Genomic DNA, 22,273 nt, shown 5'->3' on the forward strand with positions numbered 1-22,273 from the left:
AAGAAAACTTCGTACCAAATCTTCGGTAAGCTTCATTTATAGAGTAGCATAAATTTTATCATATTTCAAAAAAACAGATGTAAATCTGTTTATTTGTTGCACCCAAAAATATTATTTTGTAGCATGTATAGTAAGACAAAAAAGTCACCTAAGAATATTTTCAATATCCTTAGATGATCTTGACAAGGATAAATCCTTATCTAAATGACATTGGTCAGTTGCTAGTCTATTTTGTGTCATACTGAGTCAGCATATTGGATTAATAATTAACCATTGAGCCAATACGATTCCTTGTCTGACTTAAAATATACATCGCATCTTTGACTTGTTATTTTCTTTTATGTGCCTAAATGAAGATAGTATATAATTTATAAGAAATAAAAAAAATGAGGCAAGATTTAAGCCTCATTTTCTTGATTAAAAATATATAAGTTATTTTATTGTTATATAAAATAAAGGATAACTAGTTAATAAAATTTATCTTATTACTACTATTACTAACACCCTTATTTTCTAAAGTTCATATGTAGAGAGTATTTCTCATAAGAAAATTCAATATGAACCTAAGAATCACTTGATTCAGAATCTTTATTAACACATTCTGAAATCCAAGGCAATGCTCCCTTGTGTAAAAATCCTGCGTGATCAGGAGTAATTTTAGATATGAAGAAAAGAGTATTAGCTTCTATTACTGTTTCGATAGAAGATTTTATTTCTTCTGAAGTCATTGAAGTTGTTACAATCCAAGCTGAAGGCATAACATGTCCCCATGAACCTAATGATTTGATTTTTCTACTTAAATTATCATTTTCATCATGTTGATGATGATCTAAATGATATGTAATTAAATATACATTCATATTAATACCGCCTTTAAATAATACTATTTTGATATGAATTTATTATACATCAATTGATAATTAATTGCAATAAACAATTGAATTCAATTATGAAATTTATTTATATTAGTTTGTGAAGAAAATTATAAAATATACATAAGAGAAGTAGTTGAAGATAAATTTAATGTCCTAGAGTAGCATAAGTTACCCTAGGGCATTTTTAACTTTGGCTCTGTTTTAAAATAGTGTTGATATTGTTATATAATAGCGAATTGACATTGAAATTTGCTTTGTAGAACTCTTAATGGATATTTGTACTATTAATTGCTTGTCACAATCTTTGATTGGGAACATGCATTAATAGGACTAATATTTATTTTAGAGTTCTTAAAGTAAATTTCATCGTCCACGAGCGTTATAAAACAATATCAACACTCAGCTAAAACAGAGCCTTAACTTTAGACATATGAAAAAAATTATATAATTTTCTTTAAAACTAAATTAACTATTAGTAATATTATACTAAATACAGCTAGAGAACATAGTAGAGTAATTAAAACAACAAAATTATAAATTCCTGAAAGTAATATTGCAATATATAATAATAATGCAAAAATGAATGCAGATATTGACAAAGTTTTTTGAAGAATAAATCTATTTCGTTCATCATTATCTTGAATCTCAGCTTTTTTAAATTTATCTTCATTTTTAAGATAGATGTTATTCTTTATTATTGTTGCTATACCAGCACCAATTAAGCCACCACCGGTTCCAATATAAAATCCACTTGAAAAATCATTTGTATATTTTAATTCATTAATTTTCATAAAAATAACAATTGAAATAGAAAATATACCACATAAAATAAAGATAATACTTAAAATAATTCTAAGGATTATTTTTTCTTTAAAAGATATATTGTGTAAATTAAATTTTGATAAAAACATAAGTTATTCCTCCTCAAAAATGAAAACTTCTTCAATAGACAGATTAAAAAATTTAGAAATTTTATAAGCAAGAGATAATGAAGCATTATATCTACCATTTTCTAATGAAATTATAGTTTGTCTGGTAACACCAACTGCATCTGCAAGTTCTTGCTGAGTAATTTTTTTTGGCTTTCTCAATTGGTTTATTCTATTATTCAAAATCAATCCCCTTTCTTAATGTAATGTACGCTTTACAATTTAAGTATAGTTAACTTTACTTATAATGTCAAGCAAACTATACAAAAATAATTAAATAAAAAAGAAAGTTATATATAATTATAAAATTTTCTTAAATAGTAGTATGTTTTTTGTGTTAGTAAAAATATTATAAATTAGTATTTAAAAGTTGGAAATATTTAAAGTAACATGTTAGTATAAGGTAAGGGTAATAACAAAAATATTTATATACAAAAGGAGAATAAAATAATGAAAGATATAAATGCTGTTATTTTTGATATGGATGGATTATTATTTGATACTGAACAAATATCATTTGAATCTTTTAGACAAGTTATTAGGGAATATGGTCTTGATATGGAAAAGGAACTACATCTAAATATAATTGGTAGAAATGTTAATGGAATAAAAGAAAAAATGATGGAAAACTATGGACAAGACTTTCCGTTTGATAAATTATACGAACAGAAAACTAAAGTAATGACTGATTGCTTAAATAACAAAGGAGTACCTGTTAAAAAGGGAGTCTACGAATTACTTGATTATTTAAAGAAAAAAAAATATAAAATAGCTGTAGCCACTTCAACAAGAAGAGAAAGAGCAATTGAGTTATTAGAAATGGCAAAAATTAAAGATAAATTTGATTGCATAGTTTGTGGAGATGAAGTTATAAATTCTAAACCAGATCCAGAGATTTTCTTAAAGGCAGCAAAAAAACTTGATGTGCCTACTGAAAATTGTATTGTTTTAGAAGATTCAGGGACAGGTATACGAGCAGCACATGCAGCTGGAATTAAGAGTATAAATGTTCCAGACATGAAAAAACCAGATGAGCAAATGAAAAAATTAGCATTAAGAATATGTGAAAGTTTATTAGAAGTAAAAACCATTTTAGAAAGTGAGTAGGAAGAGATTCATAGTAATGCATTAGTAAGGTCAAAATTATTTAGAAACTATTTTACTTTTATATAATAAAAATGGATATATGCGTTCTATTGATATAGCAAAAGAATTAAATATACAGGCATACTGGTCTATTATTTTTTTGAATGTGCCTTATAAAGTGATTCTTAAAACGATTTAAAAGCTATCTAACTAGTTAATGGTTAGATAGCTTTTTTCGTTTGAAAAATAAAATGCAATATTTTTACATGAACATATTGTATTGAACAATGAATAATGATAATATAAAGTTGTTCAAAAAATGAACAATAAATCAGGAATAAAAAGTAGTGTAATAAAAATTATTTATTTTGCTACAAAATAGACAAACATATTGGTCTGTTATTTTTTGAATTTGACGTAGAAAGGAGTTAGATGAATTTAGTGAAGAGGATAACTACTGCTGTAATTCTAGCAGCTGGAATGGGTACACGAATAAGTGAAATAACTAATGATAAGATACCTAAAGGATTTATCTCAATAAGTGGAATAAGCTTAGTTGAGAGATCGATTAGTAAGTTGAAAAAAGTTGGAATAGATAAAATATATATAGTAACAGGTCATTTAAATCATTTTTATGATGAAATAGTAAGCGAAGGAATAAATATTTATACAAAAAAGAATGAAAATTATAAATGTACAGGCAGTATGGGATCATTAGCAATTTTAGAGAATGAGTTAAAAGAAGATTTTTTACTACTTGAAAGTGATCTTGTTTATGAAATTAGTGCGTTAGTTAATGCTATTAATTATCCCCAAGATGATTGTATTATGCTAAGTGGAAAGACTAATTCAGGAGATGAATGTTATGTAGAAATAAAAAACAATAATTTATATAAAATTTCTAAAAATATTAAAGATATAGAATTTGTATATGGTGAATTAGTTGGAATTTCAAAAATATCATTAAAATTATATAAAGAAATGCTAAAGGAATATAAGAATTCAAATATAGAACAATATCATTATGAATATGCAATCTTTGATGTTGCAAGGAAAAGTAATGTTGGATATTTAAAGGTTGATGATTTGGTATGGGCAGAAATTGATGATAAAAATCAGCTTGAAAGAGTAAGAGATATTATAATGCCTAAATTATATAAAAAAGGTGAGGAGTAAGAAAGGAGATTATTATGAAAAAAGTATACATTGCAATGAGTGCAGATATAGTCCATCATGGTCACTTAAATATAATTAATGAAGCTAGGAAATTAGGGGATGTAATAGTAGGCCTTCATACAGATAAGGTTATTTTAGAATATTGGAGAAATCCTGTAATGAAGTACGAAGAAAGGAAAAGGGTAATTGAAAATATTAAAGGAGTTTCAGAAGTGATTCCTCAAGATACTTTAGATCAAGTACCAAACCTTCTTAAAATCAGACCTGATTATGTTATGCATGGTGATGATTGGAAGACAGGATTACAAAAAAATCTTAGAGAAAGAGTAATAAGTGCGATTAAGGGATGGGATGGTAAATTAATAGAGATAAAATATACAGAAGGTATATCTATTACAAAATTAGAAGAAGCATTGATGGGAATAGGGACAACACCTCAAATGAGAATGAAAAAACTCAAAGAATTAATATATTCAAAAAAGTTAGTTAGAATACTTGAAGCGCACAATGGACTTACAGGGTTGATTGTTGAAAAGACTAAAATAGAAAAGAATGGTAAGATAAAAGAATTTGATGGTATGTGGGTAAGTTCACTTTGTGATTCAACGTCTAAAGGTAAACCAGATATAGAGTTGGTTGATTTAACATCAAGATTAAATACAATTAATGATATTCTTGAGGTTACCACAAAGCCAATAATTCTTGACGGAGATACAGGTGGAAAGGTAGAACATTTTGTTTATACTGTTAAAACATTAGAAAGATTAGGGGTATCGGCTATTATTATTGAGGACAAAGTTGGACTTAAGAAAAATTCATTATTTGGTACTGATGTTGATCAAACTCAAGATACTACAGAAAACTTTTGTGAAAAAATAAAAGCTGGAAGAGAAGCAAGAGTAACTAGTGACTTTATGATAATTTCAAGAATTGAAAGCTTAATTGCAAAGGCTGGAATGGAAGATGCATTAAGTAGAGCTAAGGCATATATACATGCAGGTGCCGATGGAATTATGATTCATAGCAAAGAAAAAGATGGAAAAGAAATAGTAGAGTTTTGTGCAAAATATAATAAATTTGAAAAGAGAGTACCATTAATAGTAGTTCCAACGTCATATAATTTTATGACAGAAGATGAACTTTCTAACTTGGGAATTAATGTAGTTATATATGCAAATCATTTGATAAGAAGTGCGTACCCAGCTATGGTAAATACGGCAAAGAGCATTTTAATAAATGAAAGAGCTAAGGAAGCATCAGAAAATTGTATGCCAATAAAAGAAATCCTAACATTAATACCAGGAGGAATGTAAAAATGATAGAGGTTTCAAGTTTTTACAAAGAACTAATAAATAATAATATGAATTTTTTTTCAGGTGTTCCAGATTCTCTATTAAAATCTTTTTGTGCTTATCTTAAGGATAATGTAAATGAGGAAAATAATATAGTTACTGCAAATGAAGGAAATGCTGTTGCATTAGCAACCGGACATTATTTAGCTACAGGAAATATAGGACTTGTTTATATGCAAAATTCAGGTTTAGGTAATGTTATAAATCCACTTACATCTCTTGTAGATAAATTGGTATATAGTATCCCGATGATGCTAGTTATAGGATGGCGAGGAGAACCTGGAAAAAAAGATGAACCTCAACATAAAAAGCAAGGATTAATTACTATTGAAATGTTAGAAACTTTAGATATAAAGTATGATATTTTAAGTGAAGATAATAGTGATGAAGAGATGAAAGATATATTAAATAAGGCTTGCATTTATATTAAAGAAAATAAAGAGCCATATGCTTTAGTCGTAAAAAAAGGATCATTTGGAGAATATAAGAATATAAACAATACTGTAATTGATTTTGAAATGAGTAGAGAGGAAGCCATAGAAGTCATAATATCTAAAATGAAAGAGAATTCTGTAGTAGTATCTACAACAGGGATGGCATCTAGGGAACTTTTTGAATTAAGAGAAAAAAGAAGAGAATGTCATAGCAAAGATTTTCTGACAGTTGGCTCTATGGGACATGCTTCTCAAATTGCATTAGGAATTGCATTAAGCAAAAAAGATAGAGATGTTTACTGCATTGATGGAGATGGAGCTTTAATAATGCATCTTGGAGGACTTGCCATAATTGGAACACAAAATGTAGCTAATTTTAAACACATAGTAATCAATAATGGTGCTCATGATTCTGTCGGAGGGCAAGAAACTGTTGGATTAAATATAGATGTTTCAGCTATTGCAAAGGCATGTGGGTATAAGCAATGCTATTCTTGTAATACGAAAGAAGAATTACTAATGTATGCAGAAAATATCAAGAATAGTAAAGGCCCAACATTGTTAGAGATTAAAGTTAGAAAAGGTGCAAGAAAAGATTTAGGAAGACCTACTACAACTCCAATTGAGAATAAAGAAGCATTTATGAGTTTTTTGAATATATTTTAAAATAAGAAAAGAGGAACTAAAATGGAAATCAAGAGAAATATATTGCTTAATCCAGGACCAGCAACAACTACAGATAGTGTTAAATTTTCTCAAGTTGTACCAGATATTTGTCCAAGAGAACATGAATTTGGACAAGTTATGGAATTTGTATCAAAAGAGCTAACTAATATAGTAGCTTCAAATGATAAGTATACTGCTGTTTTATTTGGTGGTTCAGGAACAGCTTCAGTTGAAGCTATGTTAAGTTCAGTAGTTGGTGATGATACTATTTTAATAATTAATAATGGTGCTTATGGAAAGCGGATGTGTGAAATAGCTGAAATATATAATTTAGATTATATGGAATTTGATAGCTCTCCTATAGATGCTATAAATTTTGTGGAATTAGAAGAAACAATTAAAAATAGTAAAAAGACAATAAGTCATCTATCATTAATACATCATGAAACTACAACAGGATTATTAAACGATATTAAAAAAGTAGGAATGATTTGTAAGAAGTATAAAATAGATATGATTGTTGATGCAATGAGTTCATTTGGAGCTATACCTATTAATATGGAAGAGATGAATATTAAATATTTAGCTTCTAGTTCAAATAAGTGTATACAAGGTATGGCAGGAATTAGTTTTGTAGTATCAAATTTAGAAGCTTTAGAGAAGACTAAGAATATTAAGCCAAGAAATCTTTATTTAAATTTGTATAAGCAGTATGATAATTTTAAAAATGCTTATCAAATGCGATTTACACCACCAGTACAAGTAATATATGCATTAAAGCAAGCAATAATAGAATATAAGGAAGAGACAATAGAAAAGAGATATACAAGATATAAGAGTTGTTGCAATATTTTATGGGATGGACTAGAAAGATTAAAATTAAATAAACTAGTAGATAAGAAAAATCATTCTATGCTTATAACATCAATTCTCGAACCAGAAGTAGAAGGCTATAGTTTTGATGAAATGCATAAATATTTATATGACAGAGGTTTTACAATTTATCCGGGAAAAATATCACTTGAAAATACATTCAGAATAGCTAATATAGGAGAAATATATCCACAAGATATGGAAAAATTTATAAAAATATTAGAAGAATATCTTAATATGATAGTTTATAAATGAAGATATCATTTTAATAAGGCACATGCAAGAAAATGACAGATAAGAATACTGGTCTGTTATTTTTTTATGTGATTAAGTTATAAAATATAAAAATAGATTGTAATGTAGATGTTCAAGTTGTATATTACCAATATTTGATGTATAATTAATTTAATTATTTTAAAAGGAGGGTAGATCATGGCTAATATAGTTAGTACTGTTAGAATTATTTTAAATAAACGATGGAAATACAGTAGTTCCATTACAAAAAGCGCAATTTCAGCTTTCAACGGGAGAAGTGCGTCCATTTTTAGAATAAGTACTTACTATAGTGTAAATCCATGATTCTATATCTTTCGGTTAGTTGAATTCATTATATATGTGATATGAATTTTATTGCTAATTAAGTTAAGATCTATTTAGGACTCAAGGTTTTATACTTTGAGTCCTTTTAATATGTACTTATTTAAACTAATAAGCTTTTGACTTTAAAAACTTATGTGAAAAAAATTCGTTAAAAACTCGAATTCTTTATCATATATGTTTAATGTTGAAGTTGAAAGACTTGGGGATACATTTTCTTTCATAAGCCTTTTGCTATTAAGCTTTTTTAATAATTTTCTATTAAAGAAGCATGGATAGAGGGCTTATTTTTATTTGCAAAAAACTTGGAAATATTAATTTGTTGGAAGATATATTAGCAGGAAAAATAGGTTTTTCAATAACCTTTGGAATTATAGGATTACTGTATATTCCAGTGAGGTTATTTTTAATCCTAAAGCTTATGAAACACAAAAATAGAGAAAATTTTGGAGGAATTAAAAATGATAGAATTAGCTTTAAATAAATTACAAAAGTACTATGGAGCCACTATGGTTTTAGATGATATCACCTTTGAGGTACAAACATCTGAAAAGGTAGGAATTGTAGGTAGTAATGGGTGTGGAAAAAGTACACTTTTAAAAATAATTATGGGCATTGAAGATTATGAACACGGGATGATGTCAATTAAAAAAGGAGTAAAATTAGGGTATCTTGAGCAGATGCCAATTTATCCGGATAGCTTTAAAGTCATTGATGTATTAAATGCAGCCTTTGAAAAGGTTGATAAATTGTATAAAGAATTAGAACTGCTGGAAAAACAGCTTTCAAGTGTTGATGAATCTAATATGGAGAGACTATTAAATAAGTATTCAAAGATGCAGGATCTTTATGAGAGTTTAGGAGGCTATGAAAAAGAAGAAAAGTTAAGTAAAGTTTGTACAGGACTTAAGATTAATGATAAATTTAAGAAAAAATTATTTTCACAATTGAGTGGTGGAGAAAAAACTACAATAATCCTTGGTAAAATACTACTTCAAAATCCTGATATATTATTGCTGGATGAGCCATCAAATCATTTAGATTTAGATGCAATGGAATGGCTTGAAGCCTATCTTAAAGAGTACAAAGGTATAGTAATAATAGTATCCCATGACAGATACTTTTTAGATAATGTAGTAACAAAGATAATTGAAATAGAGGATATGGTATCAAAAAGCTATAATGGTAATTACACAGCTTTTGTAAAAGAGAAGGAAAGACAGCTTAAGCTTCAGATGGATGCCTTTTTAGATCAGGAGAAAAAGATTAAAGCTATGGAAAAGTCCATTGCTCAGTTAAGAGACTGGGGAATGAGAGGGGATAACAGTAAATTTTTCAAAAGAGCAGCAAGTATGCAAAAGCTTCTCGATAAGATTCAAATAATAAATAAGCCTGTGCTTGAAAGAGAGAGTATTAGTATTAATGCAAATACTGCAGACAGGTCTGGAGATAATGTAGTTATAGTTAAGGACTTATGTAAGAGTTATGGTGAAAAAGTCCTTCTAGATAAAACTAATTTGCTGGTAACCAATAGAGAAGCTGTAGCATTAATAGGAGCAAATGGCTGTGGAAAATCAACCTTGATCAAAATTTTATTGGGGATTGATGAGGCTGATGATGGAACTGCATTCTTAGGAAGTTCTATAAAGCTTGGATATCTGCCACAGAATATAACGTTTAATGATGAGAATAAGACTATATTGGAATGCTTTAGAGAGGATATAGTAATAACTGAAGGAAAAGCAAGAGAATATCTTGCAAAATATATGTTCTTAGGTGAAAGAGTGTTTAAAAAGGTTAAATCTCTTTCTGGAGGTGAAAGAAGCAGACTGAAGTTAGCCATGCTCATGTATAGTCAAGTGAACTTATTAATTTTAGATGAACCGACAAACCATTTAGATATTGATTCAAGAGAGGAACTAGAGGACTTTTTAAAAGAGTTTAAAGGTACATTGTTATTTGTATCTCATGATAGATATTTTATAAATAATATAGTAAGTAGAGTGATAGAACTATCAGAGGGTTCCATAATTTCCTATGGTGGTAATTATGAGTATTATAAAGAAAAATCAGTACAACTAAAAGGTTCAACAGTAATTAAAAAAGCTGTCAATGAAAATAAGATAACAAAAGCAAAAAAAGAAAAAATATCTAAACAAACTAAACCGCGTAATAATGAGTGTCAGAAATTGAAATTAGAAAAACAAATAGAAGAATTAGATGAAAGTTTGAAGGTTATAGAAGAGGAAATTAATAAATTCTGTAATAATTATGAAAAGGTAAATAACTTATATAATGAAAAGTTAGAGCTACAGAAAAGCATTGATAGATTGATAGAGAAGTATTTAGAATATTAAATAAAAGTGAACATTTTTGAAAATAAAAATAAACTATATCATTTATTGACACATATATCATTTGATGATATAGTTTATTTAATGATATATCATTAAAAGATATACGGCGGAGGTGACATAGGATTTGGCTAGAAATAAGTCTTTAGAGATGGGTGAACTCACAGATGCTTACTATTATATTCTGCTATCTTTAATAAAACCTAAACATGGTTATTTAATTATGAAATCAGTTGAAGAAATGTCTGAAGGTGCATTTTCAATAGGTCCTGCATCATTATATACAAGTATAAAAAAACTTCTTGATGCAGAATTTATAAAACTTACACAAGAATCAGAACAGAAAAAAGTTTATGTAGTAACAGATAACGGTATTGAATCTTTAAAAAATGAAATTAAAAGAAAGAGTAAAATGATTAAAATTGCTGAAAAGATATTTAATGATGAGGAGATGTTATAATATGTTTAATACAAAATATGTTATGAACAAGGGATTATCAGTTGCAGAACATGAAGAAATGCAGATGTTATCAGAATATGCTAGTAGGGGTTGGAAGTTAGATAAATGTGTATTCTTAGGATATAAACTAAAAAAAGCTAAACCTGAAAATTTACAATATGATTTAGATTATAGAAAAAATCCAGATAAAGATTATTTTTTATATTTTGAAGAAGCAGGATGGAATAAGGTGTGTTCTGTAGGAAATACGATACATATCTTTAGTGCTCCTGAAGGAACAAAATTAATTTATACTGATAATGATACTGAAATAGAAAAATATATAAGCATATATGAGTCAACTAAAAAAGTGGCAATACCATCTTCGGTATGTTCTATTTTACTTATGTTTTTAATACTTCTTGCTAAATATAATTACTTACCTGACATATGTAGAATAAGATTTGCTGTTATTTTAATGCCTACACTAGCAATTACTATTTTTACAACAATACCATGTATAAATTATTATTCTAAAATAAATGAACTTCAGAAAGTTTCTAATTCCAATAAAAAACATAAAATAAGTAGATTTGCAATAATAATGCTTATATCATTTATATTTTTGCTTATTTTATTCGGTTTAAAGATTATAAGTATAAGCATGGCAATATTTTCTTTTATTTGGTTAATTATTATTCTATTATCTGTATCCAGAAATTCTGTAAAATAAAAATACTAGAATCATATATCTTAAAAATTATTTGAGATATATGATTCTAGTATTTTTATGTTTATGTACTAACATTTAACTATGCAACAGGTGGTATGTAATATTCAAAATAAACAACAGATTAAAATATTACATTCTGAATGTGCACAATACTACTAAGAGATGTTACCCCAAACTATATCACTTACTACTGATACGGTGAACCTTACCATAAGTAAATGTAAAACACACTGAAAGTAATATGGTAAGCTTTGTTTAATTTATATATAATATAGATGGGATAAAAATATAATTTAAGATGTATTATAGATATCTAAATTAAGAACTAAATTTAATAATTTTTTGATTTTATTGAATTTAGGCACATTTAAAAAAATAACAAGTCCATCTGCCAAGCCTATTTTCCATCATACTGCGTCAGCAGATTTCCCTAATAGGCCCACTATGAGGGCACTCTACTTCCTTGCCTGATAAAAAATAATCGATGGCATTTTGGACTTATTATTTTCTTTCATGTGCCTTAAGTTACTATGATGTTTCAGGTTTTTAAATTGATTATTTATAGTAAGAAGTTTGAATGAAAATCTATACAATTGATAGGCAAAAAGGAGGCATGTTTTTTATGGGTACACCTGTTATTTATGCATAGCAAAGGCTATTGCATAACAGTTAATAATTAAATTATGAAATAGCTTTTGCCCAAACCTAAAATAGTATTATATTTAGGAGGAGCAGATAATGAGCTATGCAAGTGCCAGGGAGATTTTCCCTGAAGATATATTAAAAATAATACAACAATATGTGGATGGTGAATGCATTTATATACCAAGGAAAGAAGAAAATAAAATGGCATGGGGGGAGATAACCTGTAAATGTCAACATCAAAATGTTGAAAAGTTCCAACATGAAAATGCATAAATATTTGATAGTTAATTTAATTAGTCTCTAGTTCTTTCTTGTTGAATTAGATCATAAACATCCTTTGTTCTATATGAGGGTCCAACAATTTTTACAATATGAGAATGATGCAATAGTCTATCTAATATTGCATTAGCCAAAGTTACATCAGAGAAAACATCTCCCCACTTACTGAATGGCTGATTAGTTGTTATTATAGTAGAATTATGCTCATATCTCTTTGTTATAAGTTGAAAAAATAAATTAGCACCTAAGTGGTCGACTGGAAGATATCCAATTTCATCAATGATTAATAATCTATATTTATTATAGTGCTTTAATCTTGCTTCTAAACGATTTTCATCATATGCTTTTCTTAAATTTTGTATTAAATCATGGCAGGTAATAAAATATGTAAGATATCTTTTACTCGCTGCTTCAACTCCGATAGCGGTAGCTAAGTGCGTTTTTCCAACACCAGGAGTTCCATAGAACAATATATTTTCTTTATTCTCAATAAATCTTAATGAACACAAATCTTTAATCTGAGCCTTATTAACCGAAGGTTGGAAGTCATAATCATATTCATCAGCTCTTTTTACAAAAGGAAAACCGGCTACCGTTATTTGTATCTTTGAAGCCATTGCATTTTTATATGCTATTTCTTTATCGGTTAGATGCACAAGGGCATCTAACACAGGAGTTCCTTCTTTTACAGCAGTATCTAAATAGTTAGGAACATAGGAATACATTTTTTCTAATTTTAAAGTTTCTAAGTTATTTAATAATTTGGCATACATTTAAATTCCTCACTCTCTTAATAATATATCCATCATCGTCATATTTTCTTTTATAAATTCATCTATTTTCGCATCTGTAAGATGCTTACATGCATCAGATTTTAGTATTTCATGCATATGCCCAACTTTATAGTTATATTTATTTTCACTTAGTGAGTGACATACAATGAAATCTTCATTATAATAAATACTGATATTGCCATCACATGCCTGGGTAATATTAACCTTTAGACCAATGTATTTGGTTGGAACAGAGTATTTTCTACCTTTGTAATTAACCATAGATTCTTTTGATACCTTATATTCTTTTTCGCAGGAGACATATGATACCAATGAATCCATTGGTGGCAATGGTTTAAGATACTCTAGTTCTTTATTTAAACGACTTAAAGGAGTTTCGTTTATTGCTTGTGATACTTCATTATTCACTTCTTTCATGAAATCTTGGACTATTCTATCTAAATCATCATAATCCTCAAATTCGCAATTATAAACGGCCAAACGGTTAGTAAGACGTGCGAGGGATTCAACTTTTCCCTTTGTTTGTGGCCTATATGGCCGACATGCAATAGGTTTGAAACCAGCATCATTTGTAAAATGTTTAAAAATTTTATTAAATTCAACACTAGAAAATGTTGATTTACTTCTATCTACTACTGTTTTCATATTATCAAATAATATTTCCTGTGGTATTCCTCCAAAATAGCTAAATGCAGAGATCATGCATTTGAATAGAGTTTTCTGTTCTCTATTAGTAGTTAGTTTTACATATTTTATTCTTGAATAACCAAGTACCATTAGGAAAATATTCACCTTAAATATTTCGCCATGTTTACTTATCATAGTCAAATTTTCTTTCCAATCTACTTGGGCTTGTAGCCCTGGCGTTGTTTCAAATCTAACAGTCGCTTTTTGAATTTCAACATTTTTATATTTTTTTACAAATGCGGCTACTGTACTATATTTACCTTTATATCCTTTCTTCTCAATAAATTTATACACTGCCATAGCAGTGGCTCCGTAAGTATCTACTTTTTCAATAATAATGGATTTATAATCATCAATAAATGATTCATAAACCCTTGATGATTTTTTAGGTTCTAGCTCCCCTGAATTGATTTTTAAATACCTGTCTATTGTTCTTGAATCGCAATTAAATCTTCGTGCTAATTCACTTTTATTCAATAAGCCATGCTCCTCTCTAGTGTATTTTTTTAGTTTATTATGTATATCTGTTCTCATTATAATTGCACCTACTTCATTAGAAATCCTATACAATTATATCTTGAAAAAACTATACATAAAAAGTGCATAAATTCCTACATTTCCATGTTGGAACTTTTATGCACTTTCATATTAACATTTACAATAACCAAAAGTAAAGAAGAACTTCTGGTTAGAAACAAGAGGATATATGAAGATTATTTATCAGGAATATCTATTCAAAACCTTTCAAAAACATATTATTTGTCACCAAAAACTATACAAAGAATTATTTTACAAAAAAAGAATATATGATAATAGAAAGTGCGCTGTCTAATTTGTACTGGATGGCGCATTTTTATTTATTAAATAAGAATGAGGTTTTATGTAATATGCAGAGTTGATAAAATATATATAGAAAAAAGATTGGAGGAATTATTTATGACAATAGATATTTTTAATGCATAGCAGAGGCTATTGCATTATGATAAAAATGTGATGAAATAGCCTTTGCAAATCCTAAAAAATAAAGACTTTGGAGGAGCAAAATGAGCTATTTTAAAAAATATCAATGGGAACTAGTCCCTAAAAATTTACCAATAGTAAGAAGGAATTGCCCTAAATGTAATGAAAAAGCACGCTATATAAATAGTGAAAAATTTAGAGTAAATGCAAATAAAAATAGCATTGATATTTGGTTGATTTATCAATGTGAAAAATGTAAATCAACTTGGAATATGACAATATATGAAAGAATAAAACCATATGATATTAATAAAGATGAGTATGAAAAATTTCTTTCTAATGATAAAGAATTGGCTAGAGAATATGCTTTTAATTTAAGTATATATAATAAAAATAAAGCTGAAGTTATCCTAGAAGACGTTAATTATGAATTAATCCAAAAGAAATTAGAAGCATATTATATCAATGAAAATGAACTTGTTATTGAAATTGTTTGTAAGTATCCAATAGAACTCAGAGTAGATAAGCTTTTAAGTGATACACTTGGAATTTCAAGAAACAAAATAAAAAATATGAATAAAAAAGGAGTAATCTTCATTAAGGATAATAAAAATTCATTAAATATAAAAGTAAGAGATAAAATGGAGATACATGTTTTAAATGTAGTAGAAAATATAGAAATTTTAGAAGCTATAGTATAAGTCATTTCAAAAATCACTATAAACAAAGCTGGAGAGAGTGAAGCAATAGAGCTTAATATAAGTGATAACTTAATAATGTATTTAAGTAATGGAGGAGAACTAAGTCCGGATTATGGAGGTGGTTCTCCTTCTTCTTTGCTTTATAGAATAAGGTTGAAGATAAATCCTGCGAATTATTTTATGTAATTTAATATAACATCTGTATAAAAAATATACCACTTACAAGTAATAACTAACCACTTACTATTGTTATATTTACAAGCAAAAAAGGAATCAATATAATAATAACTGTGGGGAGTGAAAATATGAAAATACGAGTTGAATTAGATAATAAAATTAAAGAAAATGAATTTATTATTAGATGTAGTGAACTAAGTGAAGATGTTAAACACATTCAAATTATTCTTGGCGATATGCTATCGAAAAAGAAAGGTATAACTTTTTACAGAGGTGATACTGAGTATTATCTTTCTTTGGAAGAAATTTTATTTTTTGAAACTGAAGAAAATGGGATTTGTGCACATACCATTGACAATATATATAGTGTAAAATATAAACTTTATGAACTTGAAGAATTATTGCCAGGATATTTTATGCGAGTTTCAAAATCAACAATTTTAAATACAAATCATATTTACTCCATAACACGTAGCCTATCATCAGCAAGTAAGGTTGAATTTCAAAATACTCACAAACAGGTATATGTTTCAAGATATTATTATAAACCATTAAAAATTAAATTATTAGAAAAGAGGAAATAAGATGAAAAAAGAAAGTGTTTTTTGGGGAGTTTTATTTATATTAGCAGGTATTTTTTTGATTATAAGTAAACTTGGATACTTCCCAGATGTGAATATATTTAGTTTATTGTTAACAGTTTTTTTGGTAGTAGTTATTGTGAAAAGTTTGCCTCGTCTTAATTTTTCAGGTATTCTATTTCCTAGTGCATTTATTTGCATAATATATGATAAACAATTAGGGCTTACAGCTATTACACCTTGGACTGTATTGATTGCAGCACTATTTGGTAGTATTGGTCTTTCCATGATTTTTCATAAACACATTAAATGGATTAATCACAAGCATAATCATGAAGATTACAAGTTTGAGAAAATTGATATAGAAGATGAAAGTCATGTTGGATTTAAAAATTTATTTGGTGCTAGTATAAAATATATAAATACAGATAAGTTTGAGCAAGCTGACTTTAATTGTTCTTTTGGAGCTATGAAGGTGTATTTTGACAATGCAATCATGAGTAATGAAAATGCTATAGTTAGGATTAATGCTTCTTTTTCAGGAATAGAATTATATATACCAAAAACTTGGAATGTTGACGATAAAACTAATGTATTTTTGGGTTCTGTTAATGAAAAAAATAGAAATAATCAAATAACAACAAATAATTTAACATTAGTTGGTGATGTTAGCTTTTCAGGAGTAGAAATAATTTATATCTAAATAAAATAAGAAAACCTGTTATAAAAAGGAAATGTGCTAAATATAAGTTGAACTGAGCCCTGTTAAGTAGACACAGTTAAAGAAGCTGTTGTATTAGTTACTTAATGGGGTGATTTTATGTCTAGAAAACAAAGAGAAAATTCATTTGAAATAAAGTTAGAAGCAGTAAAACTTTATCTTGAGAAAAATATAGGAAGTACGACCATTGCAAAAGAGCTTGGACTAACAGATGGTAGACGAGTAATGTTGTGGATCAAAAGAAAAGATATAAGGAATTTGGTGAAGATGGTCTTAAAGAGCGTCGTGGAGCAGATAAATGGTTGTCAAAGGGAAGAAGTAGTAGTAAAGAATTAACTCTAGAAGAAGAAAATTTAAGACTAAAAGTAGAAGTAGAATATCTAAAAAAGTTACTTCAAGTAGAAAGGTTGTGATAAATATAATATAATAGTTACTCTTAAAAACACATATAATATTAAATAGAGACTTTGAAGCATCAAAGCTTAACGAAAAATGGGTTACCGATATTACATATTTATATTATGGTAAAAATCGTAAAAAGGCTATTTATCAGCAGTTATGGATTTATACAATAATGAAATTGTAGCTTATAAATTAAGTTCATCATTAAAAATGGATTTTGTTAAGGATACTTTTAATGAGGCTTTTTCTAAACAAAAGGGACTTGATTTAAGTGATTTAATTGTACATAGTGATCAAGGTGGGCATTATAAATCTTTACAATATAAAAAGATAATTAAAAATAATAAAGCTAAATTAAGCATGTCTAGAAAAGGAAATTGTTATGATAATGCTTGTATTGAAAATTTCTTCGGTCATCTTAAATCAGAACTAATATATCAAAATTTCTTTGATAATAAGAACGAATTATTTAAGGCAATTGATAGCTATATTTATTGGTATAATAACTCAAAATTTCAATCTGTATTAAAAAACCGTACCCCTATCGAAGTAAGGTGTACGGCTTAGAAAAAAGCATCTTTTTTAAACTATGTCCATTTAATTGGGCTCAGTTCAATGTTTGCTGGAGCATCACCTTTTATACTCGACCGTAGGGAGATTTTGTTCTTTACTATGTTTTAAGTAGAATTTATATTTTATATTGTTTTTAAAAACTTATCTACTAATATGAGAGCACTACCTATTGCGGGAGATAATTCTCCATAATGACTGAGTGTGATAAAATTATCAATTATTGGGAAGGGTAGTGATGCAGATACACGTTCATTAAGGGAGTTTATATCTTCTTGTATTAAATAAGGTGCTAGGAAGCCGCTAACGATAATATTACAGTCTAAAATAACATTTAAATTTCTAATAGCTATTGCAAGATTATCTAAATATTCAATCCATATTTTATTACAAAAGGAATCGTCTTCTCTAAGTTTTTTAAAGAAAGAATCCAAATCTTCTCCTGCTGATTTTTGGAGACTATTTGCAGAACAATATGTTTCTAGACAGCCTTGGCTTCCACAATAACATAAAGGACCATTATGGTTGATACACATGTGTTCTATTACTCCACTATGCATGTTTATACCATAATGGACTTCACGATTTACAATAACAGCACTACCAAAGTTTCTATTTAATAAGAATACAACGGCATCTTTTAAATTTTTATGATTCCATAATTCTACATAGGCGGCAGCTTTAGAATCATGTTCTAGAATACAATTATAAGGAATATACTTTGAAATATTATCTAAGTTTAATCCTGTATCAGTTAATATCTTTCCATAAGAAATAGTTTTACCATCGTTTGAAATTATACCTTGAATGGCAATTCCTACTCCAAGTATAATGTCTTTATGCCATAAATTCATTTCTATAAAACTATTAATTGAATTACCAAGTTTGTAAAAGTATTGATCAGAAGACTCAAATTTAATATCGATTGTACTACTATTTAAAATGTCTCCATATAGAGTGATAGCAACAATATGAACACAGTCTTTTAAAATATCTACACCAATAGAAATACGTGCAGTACAATTAATTTGAATAGCTTGTGCTTTCCTTCCTCCTGTTGATTCATAATGTCCATTTCTTTCAATGAGTTTTTCTTCTTCTAATATTTTTAAATTTTGTGTAACAGTAGTTAGTCCTATATTTAATTTCTGTGCAATCATCTGTTTAGAAATTGATTTCTCAGAATAAATCAAAGAATATATAGTGCTTTTATTAATTTTTTTGACTTCCATTGTTGTCATTCCGGTGGTCGTCATAATAATCACCTTTTCTTCTATATTTATTTATATTTGGCTATGTTTTAGTATAATTTTGAAAATTTATGATTTTTAAAGAAAGTTCACAAAAATACATCCCTTAATTTGCCATGTAAGCATTAATGTGTTGAATATGGAAAATTACTTTTTAATTTATAAATTCGGCCTAATTATAGCATACCAAAATAAACATATCAAATTTCAACATTTAATTAAAATACAGCCTTATATTTAAATTTTTTAGTTTATATCACTAGTACAGATACTAATATATATATTATGTTGTAACAAATTGGAATTGAAGGTAATTAAAAATTAAATTGTGAAATCATACAAAAAACAAAGGAATCAATTGTGATTTATAACAATTGATTCGTTTACAGTAATCGTTTATTATAAACTTATAATCACCTATTAAACATAAGTAAAAACTATAAGGCGTGATTCAAAAGAGAAAATTTAGGAGGAATAAAAATGAAAAGTGCAGTATTTTATGGAAAACATGAAATGAAAATTAAAGAGGTAGAATTACCAATAGTAGGTCCAGATGATGTTTTAGTTAAGGTAAAAGCTTGTGGAGTGTGTGGTACAGATGTGCATATCTATGAAGGAGATAAAGGTGCAGCAGAAGTAACACCTCCAACAATTCTTGGTCATGAATTTGCAGGTATAGTAGCTAAAGTGGGGAAAAATGTAACAAAGTATAAAGAAGGAGACAGAGTATGCGTAGACCCTAACTGTTACTGTGGTAACTGCAAATATTGTAGAAGTGGTATTGCTCACTATTGTACAGATATGATTGGTTATGGAACAACAATGAATGGTGGTTTTGCTGAATATTGCAGTGTAAATCAAAAACAAATTTATCCGATTGGAGATAATACAACATTTGAAAAAGGTGCTATGGCAGAACCAGTAGCTTGTTGTCTTCATGGAATTGATATGTGTAATATTCATCCAGGAAGCAATGTTGTAATTATTGGAGGTGGCATGATTGGATTATTAATGATGCAGCTTTCTAAATTATCAGGAGCAACAAAAGTAGCTTTATTAGAGCCAGTGGAAAAGAAACGAGAAACCGCTATGAAATTAGGTGCAGATTTTTGTATAGATCCAATTAAAGAAGATGTAAAAGCTAAATTAAAAGAAAATGGAATGACATGGGTAAATGTAGTTATTGAATGTGTTGGACGTCCATCTACAATTGAACAAGCAATTGATATTGCAGGTAATAAAGCAGTTGTTATGATGTTTGGCTTAACAAAACCAGATGAAACAATATCATTAAAACCTTTTGAAATATTCCAAAAAGAGATAGAGTTGAAAGCATCTTATATCAATCCATATACACATAAACGTGCAATAGAATTAATTGATTCAGCAAGATTAGATGTAAGCAGTATGATATATGAAGTATGTGGCCTTGAAAAATTAGAGGATATTTTAAGCAAGCCAGAACTTCGTGCAAATGGTAAATATATTATAGCTCCTTACAAATAAGAAGGTGAAAAGTTATTATGGTAAATGAAGCATTTGTAACAGATCCAACAAGGTTAATGATAGCAGCTGTTACAGGAATTATAGTTTTGCTATTATTAATTATGAAATTTAAATTCCATCCAATTCTATCATTATTGATATCTGCTTTATTTATTGGGTTAGGTGCTGGGATGCCAGTACCTAACTTGATCAAAACAGTTGAATATGGTGCTGGAGACACATTACAGGGAATAGTTCTTTTAATTGGTCTTGGATCTATGTTTGGAGGAATCCTAGAAGTATCTGGAGGAGCTGAATCAGTTGCTAAAAAATTGATTCATAAATTTGGCGAAAAGAAAGCAGGATGGGCATTAGGAGTAACTGGGCTTGTAGTAGGAATTACTGTATTCTTTGAAGCTGGGGTCGTAATTTTAATTCCACTTGCATTTGGACTTGCCAAGAAGACAAAGAAATCTACTTTATATTATGTGATTCCTTTATTGGCAGGATTAGCAACGTCATTTGCATTTATACCTCCTTCAGCAGGTTCAGTATTGGTAGCCAATATGTTAAATGTTGATTTAGGGGTTATGATTTTAGTTGGTGTACCAGTAGGAATTTTAGCTATGTTAGTTAGTGGGATACTATGGGGAAAATATATTGGAAATAAAATTCATTTAAAACTTCCTAGTAATATTAGAGACGTTGTAGAATCTGAAGAAGAAAAATTACCTAGCTTTGGAATTGTTTTAACTATTATTATGATTCCATTGATACTTATTTTACTTAGTACAGTTTCTACATATATTCAGTTTTTAAAACCAGTACAGCCTATATTGGAATTCTTAGGAACTCCTTTTGTAGCACTTATTATTGCTACTCTTGTTGCTATGTATTTACTTGGTATAAAACATGGGTATAATAGTGAACAATTAAAGCAAATTTTAGATAAATCTTTAAGACCTACAGGTATGATTTTGCTTGTAATTACTGGCGGCGGTATCATTCGATGGGTACTACAAAACGCAGGGATAGGAGGAATTATTGGGCCGACTTTGGAAAAGAGTGGGTTACCATTGATCATTATAGCTTTTTTTATAGCAGCATTAATTCGTACATCGGTTGGGGCAGCAGTAGTAGCAATGACTATGGCAGCTGGGATTATGGCAACAATGCCTGCAGTAGCGGAATTATCTCCAATATATAGAGCTGCAATGGTATGTGCTATTAATGGAGGAGCAACAGCATTTAGTCATGTAAATGATTCTGGATTCTGGTTAGTATCTTCTCTTTTAGAGATGAATGAAAAAAATACACTAAAATCATGGACTATAATGGAGACATTAATTGGTATCACAGGTTTATTATGTGCATTAATTATTTCTTGCTTCGCATAGTAGGTAAGGATATAAAAATAATTTTAATAATATATTAAAGATAATACAGAATGTAAAGAAAGCATTAAATATATAAGAATTCAAATTGATAGAAAGGATACAGAAGGAAT

The 22,273-nt window shown here is 28.2% G+C and carries 22 protein-coding genes and 1 pseudogene; 17 read left to right on the forward strand and 6 right to left on the reverse strand.

What is annotated here, in order from left to right; genetic code table 11:
- Positions 1 to 563 precede the first annotated feature (563 nt).
- The 3 genes from BM027_RS09235 to BM027_RS09245 all read right to left on the reverse strand — a co-directional run bounded on the left by BM027_RS09235 (position 564) and on the right by BM027_RS09245 (position 1,987).
- Entirely contained in the window at positions 564 to 860 is a 297-nt protein-coding gene (locus BM027_RS09235; RefSeq protein ID WP_090091123.1) for a hypothetical protein, read from the reverse strand.
- 455 nt (positions 861 to 1,315) lie between these two features.
- Positions 1,316 to 1,786, reverse strand: coding sequence for a hypothetical protein (locus BM027_RS09240; RefSeq protein ID WP_090091125.1), 471 nt, complete (start codon positions 1,784 to 1,786; stop codon positions 1,316 to 1,318).
- A 3-nt stretch (positions 1,787 to 1,789) separates the two neighbouring features.
- Positions 1,790 to 1,987, reverse strand: a complete 198-nt coding sequence (locus BM027_RS09245; RefSeq protein WP_090091127.1) for a helix-turn-helix transcriptional regulator — start codon at positions 1,985 to 1,987, stop codon at positions 1,790 to 1,792.
- A gap of 267 nt (positions 1,988 to 2,254) precedes the next feature.
- Between BM027_RS09245 and BM027_RS09250 the strand changes: the two genes are divergently transcribed.
- The 10 genes from BM027_RS09250 to BM027_RS09295 all read left to right on the forward strand — a co-directional run bounded on the left by BM027_RS09250 (position 2,255) and on the right by BM027_RS09295 (position 12,432).
- Complete coding sequence (locus tag BM027_RS09250; protein WP_090091129.1) at positions 2,255 to 2,911, forward strand: HAD family hydrolase; 657 nt, start codon at positions 2,255 to 2,257, stop codon at positions 2,909 to 2,911.
- A 420-nt stretch (positions 2,912 to 3,331) separates the two neighbouring features.
- Entirely contained in the window at positions 3,332 to 4,066 is a 735-nt protein-coding gene (locus tag BM027_RS09255; RefSeq protein ID WP_090091294.1) for a phosphocholine cytidylyltransferase family protein, read from the forward strand.
- A gap of 14 nt (positions 4,067 to 4,080) precedes the next feature.
- A complete protein-coding gene (aepX, locus tag BM027_RS09260; RefSeq protein WP_090091131.1) occupies positions 4,081 to 5,379 on the forward strand; it encodes a phosphoenolpyruvate mutase in 1,299 nt (432 codons plus the stop codon).
- Between the two features lie 2 nt (positions 5,380 to 5,381).
- Positions 5,382 to 6,518 carry a phosphonopyruvate decarboxylase gene (gene aepY / locus BM027_RS09265; protein WP_090091133.1) on the forward strand — a complete coding sequence of 379 codons (1,137 nt, stop codon included), beginning with the start codon at positions 5,382 to 5,384 and terminating at the stop codon, positions 6,516 to 6,518.
- 21 nt (positions 6,519 to 6,539) lie between these two features.
- Positions 6,540 to 7,646 carry a 2-aminoethylphosphonate aminotransferase gene (locus tag BM027_RS09270; RefSeq protein WP_090091135.1) on the forward strand — a complete coding sequence of 369 codons (1,107 nt, stop codon included), beginning with the start codon at positions 6,540 to 6,542 and terminating at the stop codon, positions 7,644 to 7,646.
- A 613-nt stretch (positions 7,647 to 8,259) separates the two neighbouring features.
- The gene (locus BM027_RS09275; protein WP_090091137.1) at positions 8,260 to 8,472 is read left to right on the forward strand and encodes a hypothetical protein; all 213 of its coding nucleotides are present in this window, start codon (positions 8,260 to 8,262) and stop codon (positions 8,470 to 8,472) included.
- Positions 8,450 to 10,345 (forward strand): ribosomal protection-like ABC-F family protein, encoded by a 1,896-nt coding sequence (gene abc-f, locus BM027_RS09280; RefSeq protein WP_090091139.1) that lies wholly within the window; start codon positions 8,450 to 8,452, stop codon positions 10,343 to 10,345. The genes BM027_RS09275 and abc-f overlap by 23 nt, the downstream gene beginning before the upstream one ends.
- Before the next feature lie 124 nt (positions 10,346 to 10,469).
- Positions 10,470 to 10,802 carry a PadR family transcriptional regulator gene (locus BM027_RS09285; RefSeq protein ID WP_090091141.1) on the forward strand — a complete coding sequence of 111 codons (333 nt, stop codon included), beginning with the start codon at positions 10,470 to 10,472 and terminating at the stop codon, positions 10,800 to 10,802.
- A gap of 1 nt (position 10,803) precedes the next feature.
- Positions 10,804 to 11,514, forward strand: coding sequence for a DUF2812 domain-containing protein (locus BM027_RS09290; protein ID WP_090091143.1), 711 nt, complete (start codon positions 10,804 to 10,806; stop codon positions 11,512 to 11,514).
- Positions 11,515 to 12,252: 738 nt separating this feature from the next.
- Positions 12,253 to 12,432, forward strand: coding sequence for a hypothetical protein (locus BM027_RS09295; RefSeq protein ID WP_139209540.1), 180 nt, complete (start codon positions 12,253 to 12,255; stop codon positions 12,430 to 12,432).
- A 20-nt stretch (positions 12,433 to 12,452) separates the two neighbouring features.
- Here BM027_RS09295 and istB read toward each other — a convergent pair whose 3' ends face one another.
- Both istB and istA read right to left on the reverse strand, forming a co-directional pair.
- Complete coding sequence (gene istB, locus BM027_RS09300; RefSeq protein WP_090091145.1) at positions 12,453 to 13,211, reverse strand: IS21-like element helper ATPase IstB; 759 nt, start codon at positions 13,209 to 13,211, stop codon at positions 12,453 to 12,455.
- 9 nt (positions 13,212 to 13,220) lie between these two features.
- Positions 13,221 to 14,396 carry an IS21 family transposase gene (istA, locus tag BM027_RS09305; protein ID WP_175559960.1) on the reverse strand — a complete coding sequence of 392 codons (1,176 nt, stop codon included), beginning with the start codon at positions 14,394 to 14,396 and terminating at the stop codon, positions 13,221 to 13,223.
- 566 nt (positions 14,397 to 14,962) lie between these two features.
- Here istA and BM027_RS09315 point away from each other — a divergent pair.
- From BM027_RS09315 to BM027_RS09340, 5 genes and pseudogenes are all read left to right on the forward strand, one after another.
- Positions 14,963 to 15,580 carry a DUF1062 domain-containing protein gene (locus tag BM027_RS09315; RefSeq protein ID WP_090091149.1) on the forward strand — a complete coding sequence of 206 codons (618 nt, stop codon included), beginning with the start codon at positions 14,963 to 14,965 and terminating at the stop codon, positions 15,578 to 15,580.
- A gap of 305 nt (positions 15,581 to 15,885) precedes the next feature.
- Complete coding sequence (locus BM027_RS09325; protein ID WP_090091153.1) at positions 15,886 to 16,341, forward strand: LytTR family DNA-binding domain-containing protein; 456 nt, start codon at positions 15,886 to 15,888, stop codon at positions 16,339 to 16,341.
- A gap of 1 nt (position 16,342) precedes the next feature.
- A complete protein-coding gene (locus BM027_RS09330) occupies positions 16,343 to 17,041 on the forward strand; it encodes a LiaF transmembrane domain-containing protein (protein ID WP_090091155.1) in 699 nt (232 codons plus the stop codon).
- 248 nt (positions 17,042 to 17,289) lie between these two features.
- Entirely contained in the window at positions 17,290 to 17,472 is a 183-nt protein-coding gene (locus BM027_RS18520) for a hypothetical protein (protein WP_242943303.1), read from the forward strand.
- Between the two features lie 142 nt (positions 17,473 to 17,614).
- Positions 17,615 to 18,028: pseudogene (locus BM027_RS09340) on the forward strand (transposase); the annotation flags it as partial.
- A 128-nt stretch (positions 18,029 to 18,156) separates the two neighbouring features.
- On the opposite strand, the gene BM027_RS09345 reads toward BM027_RS09340, so the two are convergent.
- Positions 18,157 to 19,287, reverse strand: a complete 1,131-nt coding sequence (locus tag BM027_RS09345; protein ID WP_090091158.1) for an ROK family transcriptional regulator — start codon at positions 19,285 to 19,287, stop codon at positions 18,157 to 18,159.
- Between the two features lie 474 nt (positions 19,288 to 19,761).
- On the opposite strand from BM027_RS09345, the gene BM027_RS09350 reads away from it, so the two are divergent.
- Both BM027_RS09350 and BM027_RS09355 read left to right on the forward strand, forming a co-directional pair.
- Complete coding sequence (locus tag BM027_RS09350) at positions 19,762 to 20,787, forward strand: zinc-dependent alcohol dehydrogenase family protein (RefSeq protein WP_090091160.1); 1,026 nt, start codon at positions 19,762 to 19,764, stop codon at positions 20,785 to 20,787.
- 17 nt (positions 20,788 to 20,804) lie between these two features.
- Complete coding sequence (locus BM027_RS09355) at positions 20,805 to 22,163, forward strand: GntP family permease (RefSeq protein ID WP_090091162.1); 1,359 nt, start codon at positions 20,805 to 20,807, stop codon at positions 22,161 to 22,163.
- The last annotated feature ends 110 nt before the right edge of the window (positions 22,164 to 22,273 follow it).

This window comes from Clostridium uliginosum (assembly GCF_900112485.1).
GTDB classification, from domain to species: Bacteria; Bacillota; Clostridia; order Clostridiales; family Clostridiaceae; genus Clostridium; species Clostridium uliginosum.